We start from the raw sequence: 15,761 nt of genomic DNA on the forward strand, positions 1-15,761 counted from the left end.
AAACTGGAGGATACCCAATGAGCCTTTCGTCACGCGAAATTCTGTCCAAGGCCCCGGTCGTACCGGTTCTGGTGATCGAAGACGCCAATGATGCCGTTCCGCTTGCAAAGGCGCTGGTGGCCGGTGGTTTGCCGGTGCTTGAAATCACACTGCGCAGTGCCGCAGCCGAAGAAAGCATCAAACGCATCATCGCCGAAGTGCCTGATGCCATTACCGGCGCAGGCACCGTGATCAATGCCAAGCAAATGGAACGCATGGCAAAAATCGGCTGTGCCTTTGCCGTGTCGCCCGGCCATACCAAAAGCCTTCTGAAGGCGGCCAAGGATACCGGCGTGCCGTTGCTTCCGGGGGCCGGAACCCCGTCCGAGATCATGTATCTGCTTGAACATGGCTACGACATGCTGAAATTCTTCCCCGCCGAACAGCAGGGCGGTGTTTCGATGCTCAAAGCCCTGTCCGGGCCGCTGCCGCAGGTCAAATTCTGCCCGACGGGTGGTGTGTCGCTGGCAAATCTTGGTGACTATCTGGCCCTGCCAAACATCATCACCGTGGGTGGTTCATGGGTGGCGCCCAAGGATGCGGTCAAGGCCGGAGACTGGGCCACCATCACCCGCCTGGCACAGGAAGCCACTGACAAGGTTGCCGAATTGCGCGGCTGATTGGCCGGGATAAACACCCACAAAAGGAGCCCGGTTCGGGCTCCTTTTGCGATGAAGGCTTTGGCGGGGGAATAGGATGGTCATGCCCAAGGCATTGATAAATATGATCTTCTCGCTGCACTGAGCTTTTTCTGGGAACTTTTTCCGGTTTTTTTGAAAAAGTTCTTGATTTGTTCTTTTTGTTGTGGCATAAAGATAAAGTCAACAGGACAAATGGGTCCGGAGACAAAACCCGCAAAGCGTGATTCGCTTTTGCGGGTTTTTGCGTTTCGGGCGGCAAAAACAGGAATGAGACGATGACAGGGCAGCGATCTGAAAGGCCGCAATGGCGGGGGTGGCATCGCCAAAGGAGCATCTCTGGCGCATGGAAAAGTCATTACGGTGGTGGTGTGTTCGTGCCGTAAGGCAGCGGGAAGTTTACGAAAAACGGGTGTTTATCATGACGGGAGAAATGTGCCCTTAGGGCAAGGGCGTTTGTTCGGGGCTGGGATAGCCGGGGCGAGGCTGGTCTGGTTTGGTCCAGTCCGGTCGATGAAGCGTGACAATGCCGAGAATCAGCGGGCCCGAATTGCGCCCGGATTGGATCGGCACGGGGTCGGCTGGCCGGGTTGCCGGGATTGGCTGGCGGGGAGCGGCTGGCAGGATCGGTTGTCAGCGGGCCGATGGTGCGTCGGACATGCCGAAAGGCCGGTCATCGATGGCGGGATTTGTGTGCCTGCCATTCGGCAACGCTGTGGCCCTTGGGGTGAGGTGCGTTTTGGGGCAACCGAGAGCGACGGGTGTTTGCTCGGGGCAATTCGGGGCGCGGTCCGTCCGGTCGGTGGCGTTTGGGGGTGTCGGGGGCAGCGGGTTTGGCTTGTTGGGATTGGATCGTTTGCCCGGAGGGGCTGGCGGGATCGGTTGCCAGCGGGCTGGTGGACCGTTCGAACATGCCGAAAGGTCGGTCATCTCTGGCGGGATTTGTGCCTGCCATGCGGCAACGTGGTTGCCGTTTGGGGTGAGGTGCGTTTCGGGTCAACTGAGGGCGGCGGGTGTTTGTTCGAGGCAGCAGGGTTCAGGGCGCGGTTCGTCTGGTCGGTGGCGTTTGGGGGTGTCGGGGGCAGCGGGTTTGGCTTGGCGGGATTGGATCGTTTGCCCGGAGCGGCGGGCAGGATTGCTTGCCAGCTGGTCGATGGTGCGTTCGGAGATGCCGGGGATAGTCTGGTTTGTTGATTGGCTTGGCGGTTGATCAAAATCGTCGTTCCGGGGCGGCGGGGCGCAGACCCGGAATCCATGCCCGGTCGAAAGAGACTGGATTCCCGTCTTGTCATTCGCGGGAATGGCGATCTGGTTGGCAGGGCCTTGCCGGTTGGGAGGGCTGTGTCAGCGGTTCGGGAGCCCGGTGTGGGCTCCCTTTTGGTTGCTGGTGGTGCGAGGGACGGTCATCAGACAATGCGCGTGACGCGCCACTGGTTGCCGTCAAATGTGCGTTGCAGGCCGACATCGCGAAGCTGATCGTCACTCAGATGCGCCATCACCTCGCGTTCGTTTTTGCGTTTGCGGGCGTCGAGCGAATAGCTTGCGATCTTTTTGATCAGGCGGCCAAACGGGACGCGGTTGGCGATGGGGTCGGTGCGGATGTCGAAGTCCTGTGCTTTGGTCGGGGTCTGATAGGCCATGATGTCCTCCTGATTTTCCAAAAGGTTGTGTTCTGTTGATGAGTTGATCCTCTCATATGCAAAATAAAACGGGAATTTGGTTGTTTTGCAGATTTAATGTGCAAAAATAACCGGAACAGCCGAGACCCGATCATATGGACTGGTCAAGCACATGAATTGGAACGACCTGCGTTATTTCCTGATCCTTGCCGAAGAAGGCAGTCTTTCGGGGGCTGCGCGGCGGTTGCGCAAGGAGCACACCACCGTGGCGCGGCGGATCGAGGCGCTTGAAGAGGCGGTGGGGACCAAGCTGTTTGATCGTCTGCCGCGCGGCTGGCAACTGACGGCTGCGGGGCAGAACCTTGTGCCGGTGGCCGAACGGGTTGAGGCAGAGGCGCTTGGCTTTGAACGGCAGGCCAGGGGCGATGAAGCCGCCCACGGTGTGGTGCGGATATCCGTGCCCCCGGTCGCGGGGCGGGTTTTGTTTGCGCCGCGTCTGGCGCAATTGCTGACCGCGCATAAGGGGCTGGAATTTGAAATTATCGGTGCGTCCAACGTGGTCAATCTGGCCCGGCGGGAAGCCGATCTTGCGGTGCGCATGATTACCCCGCGCGAACCGGGCCTGATTACGCGCAAGCTGGTCGAACTGGGGGTCGGTCTTTATGCTGCACGCGGATATCGTGACCGCGTCCCCGAACAGGATTGGGAATTCTGCGGGTACGAGGACACGTCCTATGGGGCAGCCAAAAAGGAATGGGTGCGTAATATTATGGGGCGGGAATTGCCCTGCCGGTTTCGGGCCGATGATACGGAATCGGTGCGGCAATTCATCGCGGCCGGGCACGGGGTCGGGGTGTTGCCGCGCTACCTTGCCGATGGCGACGACCGGCTTGAACTGATCCGGGCCGATACGGCGGGCGAAAGCCGCGAAACCGCATGGCTGGTTGTGCATCCCGATATGCGCCGGTCCCCCGGTGTGCGGCTTGTCATGGATGCCCTGATCAAGGCCGCCGACAGCATTTCGGCAGAATTTCAGGTGTGAAAAACAAAAAGAGACCCCGTGCTGTGTATCTGCGCGGGATCTCTTTTGCTGCCTGAGGGAGGCATATCAAAGCGTGTCGATTGCCGGGTAAAACAGGGATCACAATCCCCTGATATTGTACGGCCGCTTTGAATTCGATGTAATCACCACATTTTTTCGCGCAGGCTGCCATCCTGGGTGCGCTCCAGACCCATATCGCGCAGTTGGTATTCATTAAGTCGCATCAGAGCCGCATCGGTTTGATGGCTTTTATAGGCTCTGATCACGAAAGCGGCGGCGGCGCGAAGTAGGCGGCCAAGCGTCAAGGTCTTGAAATTCGCCGATTTCTTTGCACGATTGCCCATGGTTTCGCATGCCGTGCGTGCTTCCAGGCTGACTTGTCCGCTCATCATCTGGCCTCCTGTGCCACGAATGTTTGATGTCGATGCACAGACTTTCTCATGCGCATAAAAATCACGTAATCCGATTAATCTGCGCTATAGTTGTGCAAATTTGCGCAAGTTGGGGCGAGGCATCATGAACTGGAATGATCTGCGATATTTTGTTGTTCTCGCTGCTGAGGGAACGCTTTCCGGTGCGGCAAGACGCCTTAAAAAGGATCACACCACCGTAGCACGCCGGATCGAAGCCCTTGAGCAGGATCTGAATTCCAAACTGTTTGATCGACTGGCAACCGGATGGACTCTGACCGAGGCGGGGGAAAATCTTGTGCCCGTGGCGACCAAGATCGAAGAAGACGTTCTGGCGTTTGAACGGCAGGCACATGGCGACGAGACCGCCTATGGCGTGGTGCGTATCTCGGTGCCGCCGGCTGCGGGGCGGCTGCTTTTTGCGCCGCGTCTGGCCGAGGTGCTCAAAGATCAGAAACATCTGCAATATGAAATTCTTGCATCAAGCATTGTCGCCAATCTTGCCCGGCGCGAAGCAGACGTTGCCGTGCGCATGGTGCAGCCCGACCAGAACGGTTTGGTGGTGCGCAAATTGACCCATCTGCGGATGGGTATCTATGCCTGCCGGGGATATTGCGAACAAACCCCGCCTGATGAATGGGAATTTTGCAGCGAAGAACGCAATTCCCGTGGCGAACGGCAACAGGCATGGGTGTGGAAAAAACTGGGGCGGCAATTGCCTGTCCGCGTCCGTGCTGACGATACCGAAACAGTGCGATCCTTTATCGTCGCCGGATATGGATTGGGTATTCTGCCGCGCTATATCGGGGACGAGGATCCGCGCCTTGAACTTGTCCTGCGCGATGATGACTGCGAGATCAGCAGACCGGTCTGGATGGTGGTCCATCCCGATATCCGTCGATCACCGGCGGTGCGCATCGTGATGGATGCGCTGGTGCGCGCGACCGAGAACATCAATCCGGAATTTAAACACGGGTTTTAGTGATCAGTATGCCAGAACCTTTCGTAAAAATTTATGGCTTGGGAACAATCATCCCGAAAAAATGATACATCGGTTCGCCGCAGGGTGGCGGCGGACGTCAATTGGCGGATGGCATGGGGACATCAACCCGGGATCTGGAACAGCTTCTGGCGCGTGCGGCCGATGGCGACATGGACGCCTTCGGGCAGCTTTATCATGCGACATCGGCGAAACTTTTCGGCATTGTCCTGCGTATCTTGAAGAACCGGGCCCAAAGCGAGGATATCCTGCAGGAAATCTATGTGAAGGTCTGGGAACGTGCCGGGGATTTTGAACCGGGGCGTGCGTCGATCATCACCTGGATGGCAACGATTGCGCGGAATCGGGCGATTGATGCGCTGCGTCGTGACAAGCGTCATGAGGTGGTGGTGGATGATTTCGATATCGATCAACTGGCCGATCATGATGATCTGTCGGTTGCCGATGATGCCGAACGCAATGATGACCTGCGCCAGCTTGAAATCTGCCTTGGCGGGCTCGATGATGATCGCCGCACAATGGTCAGGCTGGCCTATCTGGACGGATTCTCGCGCGCCGAGCTGGCAGAACGGTTTGCCCAGCCGGTCGGCACGATCAAGACATGGCTGCATCGCAGCCTGAAACAGTTGAAGGAATGCCTCGGATCATGACCGACCGGGAAGATATCGACATGCTGGCGGCGGAATATGTGTTGGGAACGATTGATCCCGATATGCGCCGCGCTGTCGATGAACGCCGGACAAATGAGGCGGAACTGAATGCGGCGATTGCCGATTGGGAAAAACGCCTGTCGCCGTTAAATGCACATTACCGCGCAGAAATGCCATCGCGCGACCTGTTTCCGGCCATTCGTGCCCGCATTGAAGGGGCACGGATCGAGAGGGAGCGTGTGCAGGCGGATAATATTGTCGAAATCGATCTGCTTAAACGCAAACTCGCCCGTTGGCGGATCGGGACATTTGCCACTGGTGCACTGGCGGCAAGTCTGATGGTGGCGGTTCTGGTATCGGATTTTGCCGCCCCGGTTTCGGATCGGCAATTTGTCGCCGTGTTTCACCGTGACGATACCCAGCCCGCCTTTGTCATGAGCATCGATCTGGATACCCGTGCGGTGATCATCCGTCCGGTTTCGGCAACATTGCCCGAAGGCAAGACCTATCAGTTGTGGATTGCATCCGATGAGTTGGGCCCGGCACCCAAATCGCTGGGGCTGCTTGAAAACGCATCCGCGCCAACAACCCGGTCGCTGGGTGAATTTGATCCGGCCCTGCTGCGCAATGCGACCTTTGGCATCAGTCTGGAGCCCGAGGGCGGTTCGCCCACCGGGCGTCCGACCGGTCCTGCCATTCATGGCCGTCTGATCCCGGTCGAACACTGATTTCAAAAAAAAAGTTTCCCGGTCTGAAACCCGGCCTGTCTGGTCTGCGTAGCTTCGATGCGCGCAACACAGCGCGACACGAGCGGACGGCAGCAAACAGCCCGTCCCGGTTTAACAGACAAGGAGACTTCACATGCTGGTGACCAAGAAAATGGTCGGTATTTTTGGTGGGGCTTTGATGGCCGGTGCCCTGAGCGTCGCCATTCCGGCGGCGGCCAACGCCATGGGGCCGATGGTCGAGGCGATGGATCAGGATGTTTCGGGCGGAACGGTCAGTGCGTCGAAAATCATGGCCGGTGAAAATGGCTGGCTGGTGGTGCATCGCACCGATTCCGAAATGAAGCCAGGCCCGGTTGTCGGTTATGCGCCGCTTAAAAAGGGCGAGAATATGGATGTTACCGCCATTTTGCAGGAACCGGTCAAATCCGGTGAGATGCTGATGCTGATGGTGCATTCCGAACAGGGTGGCATGAAAACCGGCTATTTCGAATATACGCTGGGTGCCAAGGAAGACGGCCCGATCAAGCCGGATGGCAAACTGGTGATGAAGGTCGTGACCGCCCAATAAGCCGGTTGGTCGTTTAAATCAAACGGCCCGCAAGGTTGCTTGCGGGCCGTGACCTTTTACAGCCAGCCAAGCTGCCGGGCCGCCGAAAGCAAAAGCAACAGGCCAAAGAGCGTAATCAACGCCGCCCCCGCCAGGCCAACCCCACGACGAAGCCAGCCCGAAGTGCTTTCCGACACAGTGAAAAGATGCTGGGTGCCGGTGCGAATGCCGATGGCCGCCAACCCGATCAGGCTGATGGTCAGCGCCACGCCGAGCGCCATGGCAAAGGCCGATGCAACCCCGATCAGGAACAACCCGTTGGCCAGGGTAAACAGCAGCACCAGTATCGATCCGGTACAGGGACGCAGGCCGACCACGACACCGCTTGCGATCATCTGCCAGCGCGATTTGATCGGGGCGTGGTTGTGGTCATGATCGTGATGATGGTGCGCATGATCATGATGATGATGGGTGTGATCATGATGGTGATGATCATGCCCGCCGTGATCGCAACAATCATCACGCCCCTGCAAGATGCGGATACACATCAATCCGCCCAGCCCGGCAATCAGGGCATAGGATATGGCTTCCAGTACCAGTCCGTTTTGCGTAACCGCCGCCGGGCCGAGATTAAGGATCAGGGTCAGCGACCCGACAAGGACAATCGCCGTCACCGCCTGAACGGCTGCAATCAGGCTGCCCATGGCGACACCCTGTTTCCAGCCGGCATCGCGTGACAGGAAATAGGTGGTGGTGACCATCTTGCCGTGGCCCGGCCCCGCGGCATGAAACACGCCATAGGCGAATGAAAGGGCAATGATGGTCAATGCGGGCCACCACGCATCGCCGGTTTTGGCGTCGCGCAGCGTTGCGGTCATTTGCCGGTTAAGCTGTGTCTGGATCACCACCACCTGACCAACAATATCCGATAGCCACCCGGGCAGGCTGATCAGGCTTTCGCCATCATTTTGTGTCGTCTGATCAGGGGCATTCGGGGCCTGTTCGCTGCTTGTGCCACGGCCCAGAAGGTTGCTGGCCTGGGCGAGCGCCTGATTACTCGGCAGAAACGAAATCGCCAGCAGAAAGGCCATGATTAGCGCCGGCATCCGCAACCTGTTTTTCGCAGGCAAGGTCGGCGCGTATTGGCGAAACCAGATCAAAATAGATGCGGTTCTTTTCATCTTCGCTCATTTCATAGTGGCATTTGAGATGGCGGTTGCCGCGAAACAGGATCGGATCGACCTGAGTGAAGGCAACATCAATATAGAATTCCGCATCATAGACCGACAGGGCAATCGCATCTTTTATCGGGTCAAGCGGTTCTTTAAGCGTCAGGGTGAAATCGTAACTTACCCGGCGATCATCGGTGATATCGGCCTTGAAGTCTGTTGCGCTGGCAAATGTCACCAGTTCCTCGTTCCGGCGCAGGTGGGTGAGCCAGGAAACTTCGGAAAGCAAGGCAAAGGCATTGTCGTGAACATCGGTGTTTTCTGCGTCAAAGAATCGCAAATCGTGATTTTTGTCGAACTGGTCGATCAGGGTCAGGCTGAACAGGTCATCAAACACCCAATGCAGCCGGATCGCGGTGATTTTGTCGTTTTCAAAAACCATCTGTGCATCGGCATCGATCCAGACATGCGGATGGGCCGATGCCGGTACGCCCGATCCGGCCCAAAGGACGGATGCGAGCATACCGGCGGCAAGATTTTTAGGACTGCGACAGGCAGTCAACCAGTGCGCCCACATTCTGGCGCAGGATGTTCTGATAGGCATCCGGTCCTGCCGGAATATCCGCGCCCAGCGGGTCAAGCGTTCCGATATGCGCGCCCGTATCGGCAACCACGGCCTCGACGATGGCCGGGCGGAATTGCGGTTCGGCAAAGACGCAGACAGCATTGCTGTTGCGGATTTTGTCTTCGATCTCATGCAGGCGCTTTGCTCCGGGCTTCTGTTCCGGTGAAACCGTAATCGAACCAACCGCGTTCAGGCCAAATCCCGCTTCGAGATACTGATAGGCATCATGGAAAACGACGAACGGCTTTTCGCGAACCGGTGCGAGTTGGGTTTCCAGATCATTCCCAAGTGCATCAAGGCTGGCAAGGAACTTTTTCAGATTGTCCTGATAGGTGCCTGCATGGGCCGGGTCGATTTCACCAAGTTCGGTGGCAATTGCTGTTGCGATGGCAGCCCCGTTGGCCGGATCAAGCCAGATGTGGGGGTCGGCACCTTCTTCGTCATGATGGTGACCTTCTTCACCCTCATGGGCGTGATCATGATCATGATCGTGATCGTGTTCTTCGGCATGGGCGTGTTCATCATGACCGTGTTCGTCATGACCGTCATGACCATGTTCATCATGATGTTCGTCTTCATGACCTTCGTGATCGTGACCTTCGTGATCATGGTCATGCGATTCCCATGCGCCACCTTCGCGCATTGCCCGGACGGTCAGGCCGTCAATATCGGCCAGTTCAAGCTGATGGGCACTGCCCGACAGGGTTGCCAGCGGCTTTTTCAGGAATCCCTCAAGGCCGTGGGAGACATAAATCACCAGATCAGCTTCCTGAAGCGAGCGGGCTTCGCTGGGGCGTAGCGAATAGGCATGCGGCGAGGACGCGCCATCAATCAGCAGTGCCGGTTTGCCAACGCCTGCCATGATCGCACTGGCGATACCGTGGATCGGTTTGATCGAAACAACGACCGACGGATTTTCTGCCGCCTGTGCCGTAAATGGCAGGGCAAGCAACGGCAGGGCAAGCAGGGTGCTGCGAAGGCTTGAGAGGGGCATGATATCAATCCGGTTGGGAACAGGGATGGGGTAATCGGTGAGGATATGTTTGTTATGTTATATCATAACGTTTCGTCAAGCGATAATTACATTCCTGATCCGGCGGGGGTGTTTTGATCCTAATAGATGTTTTCTATTGATCAAAATAAGTGAGTTTCGTATTCGTAACGAAAAATCCGCATCCGTAGTTGAAGGCGCATTTTTGCCGATTTCATTGCAGAACAAATGTTGGGGAATGGTAATGATGTGGTTGCCATATGCGACCTGAACCGGCAAGAAACAATCCGCATCGAAGGTGGTTCCATCTTTTCGGGCCGGTTCAAATATCCTGCCGGGATGTTACATCCGGCAGGGAGGACATTTCAGATCCGGGGTGCCGGTCTCGCGATCGGTATGCAAATCAGAAACGTTCAGCCAGAAACGGTCATCGATGTTTCTTGTCGTCTGACTCATGATGGTATTTTCGATGTTGAAAACGTGCCGCCGTTCTGTTTTCAGGGCATCAAGAGCGCGTGCAATTGCCGGGGCATTGTGAAAATGTTCCATGAAGGCACCGGTTCGATACGCTTCAAGAAGGCCGTCTGTAATGGTTTGCCACAGGGCGCTGTTTTTCCTGTTCACATAGATGAAAAAGTCGAACGGATAAACCAGCATGACGGTGTCATTCAGAACCACATCCGGATATTGCGCCTGGATTGCGGGCAATTCCCGATAGGCTTCGTGAACGGCACGGGTTAAAGCATCAAACCGCCTGTTTTCCAGCATTTCCCAAAGGTTGCTGCGCGGGCCGCGTTCAACACAGAAACCGTTATCTTCCATGATGTCGCCATCGGGCCAGTCAGACCCCACCCCGATGCAGAACTGGCGCAATTCGTCCAGGGTTTCGACATTCCTAAGCGCCTCGGCCCGGTCCTTTTTGACCATGAAAACACGGTGCCCCAGAATGCCGCGCGTGATGGGAATATTGACCTGGCGAAATCTGCTTTCACGCTCTGCACTGTAACCGGCAAACATCACATCGATATCACCGGCTAACAGCATTTCGCTGATGCGTGACTGTGTCGCGCCTTTTAATTCCTCGATATCCATAACGTAATCAGTGCCCGACAGGTCCAGCGCCATTTCGATGACGCCGAATTCATAGGCAAAAAATTTCTTCAGACCCTCGGGGAAGGCCATTTTGATGGTTCTGGTATCGGCCTGTGCGGTTTCCTGGAGCAAAAGGCAAACACAAACGACCCAAAATGCAAAACGCAGGATTTTCAAAACATTCGCCCATATAAAGATCACGTGAGGCTCAGCCTACGATGTATATTGGGCGCGCTTTGCGATGTTAAAGAGACCTCCTCTGAATATTATGTATTGTTAATGTTACGGGTGTCTTGTCGAGGACGGCTTCATGCCCTTTAGCCATGGCAGGAAGCCATCGAGAAATCGTGTGGTCGCGGGCATGAAATGGCTGCCGTGATGATACATCGGGTCCAGCGTGGTGACGATCATCCGGCCCGGCGTGGTGACCGTGTCGTCATAAAGAACCGATCCCAGATCACCGACATCAATCAGCGATACCGCACCATCAGGTACGATAAGATGTCCGTGATGATGCCACGTCGCATCGGCCAGCGTGATGTGATCAAACAATGGATGATCGGGCGCGGTTACGTGAAGGCCAAGGCTGCCGCCTTCTTTCCACCACCAGAAATTGGTCGGCGTGAAATGCCATTCGATCCCCGAGATCCATTCCGCCGGTCCGGTCGATCCCATGATGACAAGTGTTCTGCCGCTTTCAAGGAACTGCCTGAATTTTTCACGGTGCGGCCGCAGCACGGACGGATCGGTACGGCATGACACAATCAGCGTGTCATAATCCTCAAGCACCGTATCGCCGAGTTCACGGGTATAGATCACACCATCGAAAAAGTCGCGATAGCGCGGTTCATAAAGCGTTCTGTGGTGGTAATAGGTCCCGCTATCAAGGGCTGCGATCCTATGGGTCATGATACAGCTTCCTGTCCTCTACCGCCGCTACCGGCCCACTGGCAAAGCTGTGGCACGATCCGTGCGGTGCTGTCCTCTGATCCGGCATACATCCATAAATCATTGCCTGCATGCATCAGGATGCGGCCGCCTTCGGGGCGATGATAAATCCAGTCGCACGGCAGACGGTCCGGGCCAACCCCGTGCAGGGCAATCGCGCCCTTGGGCGGCGGGTTGTAACCGCGGGCATAAAACCCCGCCACACCGCGCCGGAATGTCAGATGATGCGTATCCACACCTTCGAAAACCGGGTGATCGGCAAGGCGATGAATGATCAGGTTTTCAAGCGACTGGTTTTCAAGCGGAACAAAGGTCTGGAATTCCGGCAACATTGGCCATGCGACATGCCCGTTGAACACAAGCGTCCCGCCGTCGGCAAGGAACCCCTCGATCTTGGTCGTCAGCGTCCCGAAAAAACGCTGATCAAGATGGGCGGGTAACATCAGGGCGGCATAGGGTGAAAGATCGATATCGCTCAGGTCGTAATGGTCGATCTGTGCGATACCGGGCGCATGATCACCCACATCGGGCAAATCATCCCCGGCCCCCTTGATCGGATTGATAAACAGGCAAAGTCCCATGGCTGTTTCCTGCAAGAAAAGCGGGTAAAATCCCGTCCCCGGCGACAGTGCCGGGGACGGAAAGATCATCAGTCTTTCGACACACTCTTGAAGTCATAGAAGAAGCCGGACGGATGGATGCGATAACCTTCAACATCCTTGGCCGACGCGCCGACCGAAACCTTGTGCACCAGCGGAATGATCGGTGCATCGTCATGCAGGATATTCATCGCCCTGCGATAGGCTTCGTCCTTTTCCGCACCGGGCGAAAGGGTCCGGCCGGTATCGACGGCCTCGTCAAATCCGGCATTGTTCCAGAACTGGTAATTCAGCCCGGCCTTCGAATGGAACTGCGATTTAAGGTGCAGGTCCGGGTGGCCGGTCATTTCCGGGGTCCAGAACACGACCGAGATGTCGTATTCACCGCGCTTGACCAGATCAAGCATTCCTTCCCAGGTATACATCTGCACATCGGTGGCGATGCCGTTCTGGTTCAGAAGGGCGGCGAGTGCCTCGGTAATCGCGGGCATTTCGGTCCGGCTGGAATAGCTGAGGATACGCAGCGTAAGAGGCTTGCCATCCTTTTCCCATTTGCCGTCATTCTGTTGATATCGGGCATCGTTCAGAAGCGACGTCGCCAAAGCGGTGTCAAGCTTGAAGGGGGCATCGGCCTTGGGCGCCCAATCAAATTGCGGGCCAAAAAACTCCCACGCCGGTTCGCCAATCCCGTCAAGGGCACCCTTGACGATCAGGTCGCGATCCACCAGCGCATTGACCGCCTGACGAATGCGCACATCCGAAAGCGGGCTTTTGTCCCCGGCATTGAACGCGCCGTAATAAAGCCCGGCAATCGGTTTGGAATAGACCTTGAAATTTTCATCGCGTGACAGGCGTGCCACATCGGATGGCAGCATATTGTCGATGAAGTCTACCTCGCCGGCCTCAAGGGCCAGCGTGCGCGAATTGTGATCAGGGATGAACCGGTATTCGACTTTCGAAAGGGCCGGTTTTTCACCCCAATACCCATCAAACCGGGTCACAATGGTGCGGTCCTGTTTGCGGTATTCCTCGAATTTCCACGGGCCGGTACCGACCGGTTTGACGAATTCACCTGCATCATTGAACGATGCCTTGGCATAAATGCCGGTGATCGCGTCGGTCAGCTGGTTGGGAAGTGCGGCAAACGGTTCGTTCGTCTCGATCTCCAGAACCAGCGGTGCGGTGGCCGACATCTGTTTGATGTTCAAAAGATCAGCAGCATAGGGCAGCAGCGCAATCACCCGTTCGAGCGAGAATTTGACCGCCCCGGCATCAAGTTTTGTCCCGTCATGGAAGACGACATTTTCACGCAGGTTGAAATGCCAGACCGTCGGTGAAATGCGTTCCCACGATGTCGCAAGACCGGGAACGGTATTCAGGTCATAGTCAAGTTTGACCAGCGTATCAAGGATCTCGCTTTCATTGAAAAAGCGTGACCGGCGCGGCTGCATCGCCAGCGGCAGTGCTTCCCACATGGTGCCGACAACCAGCGTATCCTGTTCGGTTGCGGCTGCTTTCTGTGGTGCGGCTGCGATGGTGCCGATTGCCAATGTTGCAAAGGCAAAAGTGCAAAGGGCCTTCCTGAATATCGTCATAGTGATCCTTCTAGTGAAGATAGTTGATCTGACTGAGCCGGAAACGATCGCCAAGCGCGTCTCCAAGCAGGTTTACGGCAACGACAAAACCGGCAATGGTCAGGCCAGGTGCCAGAACCAGCCGCGGATAATCGCGAAGGTAGTTGCGGGATTCTGCAATCATCAGGCCCCATTCCGGCGTGCCCGGTTCCACACCCAGTCCAAGGAAACTGAGCCCCGCGAAGGACAGGATCACCCAGGACATGGAATAGGCACCAAGGGTCAAAAGCGGTCCGACGATATTGGGCAGGATATGGCGTCTGGCGATCCGGTGGCGTGGCGCGCCAAGCGCCTCGGCGGCCATGACATAGGGCTTGGCCCGTTCAACAATCACCGCATTGCGAACGATCCGGGCATAGTCGGTCCAGTGAATGGCGATCAGGGCGATGATAACGGCGTTAAGTCCAAGCCCCAGCACCCCGGCAATGATCATGCAAATCGCCAATGCCGGGAAAACCGAAATACCCTCGCAGAACCGCATCAGGATACGGTCTGGCGTTCCGCCGATCATTGCGGCAACCGTGCCAAGCAGACTGCCAAACAGGGATGATGCAATCACCACAACAATCGCCGAGGCGGTGGTAAGCCGTGCGCCATAAAGCAATCGCGAAAACACGCAGCGCCCCATCGCATCCGTGCCCAGCGGATAATCCAGACTTGGCGGCTGCAACCGAAACAGGAATTGCGCCTGATAGGGATCATGCGGCGCAAAAAACGGCAGGATCAGGATCGCCACCATTACCGAGACGACGACGGTCGCATACATATTGCCATTTCGGCCAAGAAGGGCGGTCAGCTTTTCGTGGGCGATGGATTTGGGAACAAAGGATCGCGCCAGCATCTAGACGATCTCGCGCGTGCGGGGATCGTAAACCGATATGGTGATATCGACGATCAGATTGACCAGAATGTAGGATGCGGCAATCAGAAGGAAACAGGCCTGTATCGCCGGATAATCACGATTAAGCAGTGATTCCACCAGATACCGCCCGATCCCCGGCCATGCAAACAGCGTTTCGACGATGATCATGCCATCAAAAATCCGGGCAAATTGCAGCCCGGAAAATGTCAGAAGACCCGGCACGATATTGGGAATGGCATGATGCAGAATGACGCGTCTGCGTCGCCCGCCCTTGGCGCGTGCGGTACGGATATAGGGTTTTGACAATTCTTCCAGAAGACTGCTGCGCACGAACCGTGACAGAACGCCAGTGATCGATGTTGCAATCACGAGGGTCGGCAAAATGGCATGTTGCCATGTACCGTGCCCGCCGGTCGGCAACCAGCCAAGTGCAAGCGAAAACAGCAGGGCAAGCAGCAGCGAGTACCAGAAATTCGGGATCGACATGCCGATCACGCTGATGATTCCGGCAACCCGGTCAATCTTGCTGTCGGGATAAACCGCACACAAGATGCCGATTGGCACCGCAAGAAACAGGGCAACCGCCAGCGCACAGATCGCAAGGATCAGCGATTGTTCAATCCGCAAAAGAATGTCGGTGATAATCGGTTCACGGGTCACAAGCGAAAGACCGAGATCGCCCTGCATCAATCCGCCAAGCCAGCGCAAATACTGCATCGGCAACGGATCGTTCAGACCATGACTATCGGCAAATCGTGCAACCTGGGAGGCATCGGGCAGGGTGCCATCCATCTGCGCCATTAACAGAACTTCGGCAAAATCACCGGGCATCAATCGAAGCAGCATAAAACCCGCAACCGAAACGGCAAGCAGCAGAACAAGGGCATGTGCAATGCGGGCTGCCAGGCGGGACGCCATCGGATCGATTTTCCATCTTGTGTCATGAACCGGGAATTCGAAACCGCATCGGACACGGTTCGAATTAATATCGCAAGTAATATGCAGTTGCATTAAAATGATGCAACTGATTTCCATTATTAATTAAGTAGCTTGCGAATATGTTGATTGTATCTGCTGATAAGACACAATCTTTGGGTGTGGATGTGCTGAAGTCACGGTTTTAGAGGGATAAGTTCGTGGTCTGATACAGCTTCAGGTTTTCTTTGGC

General features: G+C 56.2%; 17 protein-coding genes. 6 read left to right on the forward strand and 11 right to left on the reverse strand.

Translation table 11 applies throughout. The features are described from left to right. Positions 1-17 precede the first annotated feature (17 nt). On the forward strand, positions 18-659 hold the full coding sequence (locus P8T57_RS15210; RefSeq protein WP_007090845.1) for a bifunctional 4-hydroxy-2-oxoglutarate aldolase/2-dehydro-3-deoxy-phosphogluconate aldolase: 642 nt from the start codon (positions 18-20) through the stop codon (positions 657-659). 1,424 nt (positions 660-2,083) lie between these two features. Here the strand turns inward: P8T57_RS15210 and P8T57_RS15215 are convergent. Beyond that, positions 2,084-2,317, reverse strand: coding sequence for a hypothetical protein (locus P8T57_RS15215; protein WP_071240381.1), 234 nt, complete (start codon positions 2,315-2,317; stop codon positions 2,084-2,086). A gap of 151 nt (positions 2,318-2,468) precedes the next feature. On the opposite strand from P8T57_RS15215, the gene P8T57_RS15220 reads away from it, so the two are divergent. Then, complete coding sequence (locus P8T57_RS15220; RefSeq protein ID WP_037992416.1) at positions 2,469-3,338, forward strand: LysR family transcriptional regulator; 870 nt, start codon at positions 2,469-2,471, stop codon at positions 3,336-3,338. A gap of 143 nt (positions 3,339-3,481) precedes the next feature. Here the strand turns inward: P8T57_RS15220 and P8T57_RS15225 are convergent, their stop codons facing one another. After that, positions 3,482-3,730 (reverse strand): hypothetical protein, encoded by a 249-nt coding sequence (locus P8T57_RS15225; RefSeq protein WP_139192129.1) that lies wholly within the window; start codon positions 3,728-3,730, stop codon positions 3,482-3,484. A 124-nt stretch (positions 3,731-3,854) separates the two neighbouring features. Here P8T57_RS15225 and P8T57_RS15230 point away from each other — a divergent pair, with 124 nt between their 5' ends. From P8T57_RS15230 to P8T57_RS15245, 4 genes are all read left to right on the forward strand, one after another. Next, complete coding sequence (locus P8T57_RS15230) at positions 3,855-4,730, forward strand: LysR family transcriptional regulator (protein ID WP_341363589.1); 876 nt, start codon at positions 3,855-3,857, stop codon at positions 4,728-4,730. Between the two features lie 113 nt (positions 4,731-4,843). After that, the gene (locus tag P8T57_RS15235; protein WP_071240384.1) at positions 4,844-5,398 is read left to right on the forward strand and encodes a sigma-70 family RNA polymerase sigma factor; all 555 of its coding nucleotides are present in this window, start codon (positions 4,844-4,846) and stop codon (positions 5,396-5,398) included. Beyond that, a complete protein-coding gene (locus P8T57_RS15240; protein WP_341363590.1) occupies positions 5,395-6,126 on the forward strand; it encodes an anti-sigma factor in 732 nt (243 codons plus the stop codon). Before P8T57_RS15235 ends, P8T57_RS15240 begins: the two co-directional genes overlap by 4 nt. Positions 6,127-6,259: 133 nt before the next feature. Continuing rightward, entirely contained in the window at positions 6,260-6,694 is a 435-nt protein-coding gene (locus P8T57_RS15245; RefSeq protein WP_341363591.1) for a hypothetical protein, read from the forward strand. A gap of 56 nt (positions 6,695-6,750) precedes the next feature. On the opposite strand, the gene P8T57_RS15250 is transcribed toward P8T57_RS15245, so the two are convergent. The 9 genes from P8T57_RS15250 to P8T57_RS15290 form a co-directional block, all read right to left on the reverse strand. Further along, the gene (locus P8T57_RS15250) at positions 6,751-7,764 is read right to left on the reverse strand and encodes a high frequency lysogenization protein HflD (protein WP_341363592.1); all 1,014 of its coding nucleotides are present in this window, start codon (positions 7,762-7,764) and stop codon (positions 6,751-6,753) included. Beyond that, the gene (locus P8T57_RS15255) at positions 7,727-8,365 is read right to left on the reverse strand and encodes a DUF1007 family protein (protein ID WP_341363593.1); all 639 of its coding nucleotides are present in this window, start codon (positions 8,363-8,365) and stop codon (positions 7,727-7,729) included. Before P8T57_RS15255 ends, P8T57_RS15250 begins: the two co-directional genes overlap by 38 nt. Positions 8,366-8,381: 16 nt before the next feature. Continuing rightward, positions 8,382-9,461 (reverse strand): zinc ABC transporter substrate-binding protein, encoded by a 1,080-nt coding sequence (locus P8T57_RS15260; protein ID WP_341363594.1) that lies wholly within the window; start codon positions 9,459-9,461, stop codon positions 8,382-8,384. Positions 9,462-9,800: 339 nt separating this feature from the next. After that, entirely contained in the window at positions 9,801-10,682 is an 882-nt protein-coding gene (locus P8T57_RS15265; RefSeq protein ID WP_258548548.1) for a hypothetical protein, read from the reverse strand. Positions 10,683-10,832: 150 nt separating this feature from the next. Next, complete coding sequence (locus P8T57_RS15270) at positions 10,833-11,459, reverse strand: hypothetical protein (RefSeq protein WP_341363595.1); 627 nt, start codon at positions 11,457-11,459, stop codon at positions 10,833-10,835. Then, positions 11,456-12,148 carry a hypothetical protein gene (locus P8T57_RS15275; protein ID WP_341363596.1) on the reverse strand — a complete coding sequence of 231 codons (693 nt, stop codon included), beginning with the start codon at positions 12,146-12,148 and terminating at the stop codon, positions 11,456-11,458. Before P8T57_RS15275 ends, P8T57_RS15270 begins: the two co-directional genes overlap by 4 nt. After that, positions 12,148-13,692 carry an ABC transporter substrate-binding protein gene (locus P8T57_RS15280; RefSeq protein ID WP_341363597.1) on the reverse strand — a complete coding sequence of 515 codons (1,545 nt, stop codon included), beginning with the start codon at positions 13,690-13,692 and terminating at the stop codon, positions 12,148-12,150. The genes P8T57_RS15275 and P8T57_RS15280 overlap by 1 nt, the downstream gene beginning before the upstream one ends. A 10-nt stretch (positions 13,693-13,702) precedes the next feature. After that, complete coding sequence (locus P8T57_RS15285; protein WP_063096184.1) at positions 13,703-14,572, reverse strand: ABC transporter permease; 870 nt, start codon at positions 14,570-14,572, stop codon at positions 13,703-13,705. Beyond that, the gene (locus P8T57_RS15290) at positions 14,573-15,511 is read right to left on the reverse strand and encodes an ABC transporter permease (protein ID WP_040060629.1); all 939 of its coding nucleotides are present in this window, start codon (positions 15,509-15,511) and stop codon (positions 14,573-14,575) included. Positions 15,512-15,761: the final 250 nt, after the last annotated feature.

Origin of the sequence: Thalassospira sp. SN3W, assembly GCF_038070535.1 — a bacterium.
Classification (GTDB): domain Bacteria; phylum Pseudomonadota; class Alphaproteobacteria; order Rhodospirillales; family Thalassospiraceae; genus Thalassospira; species Thalassospira xiamenensis.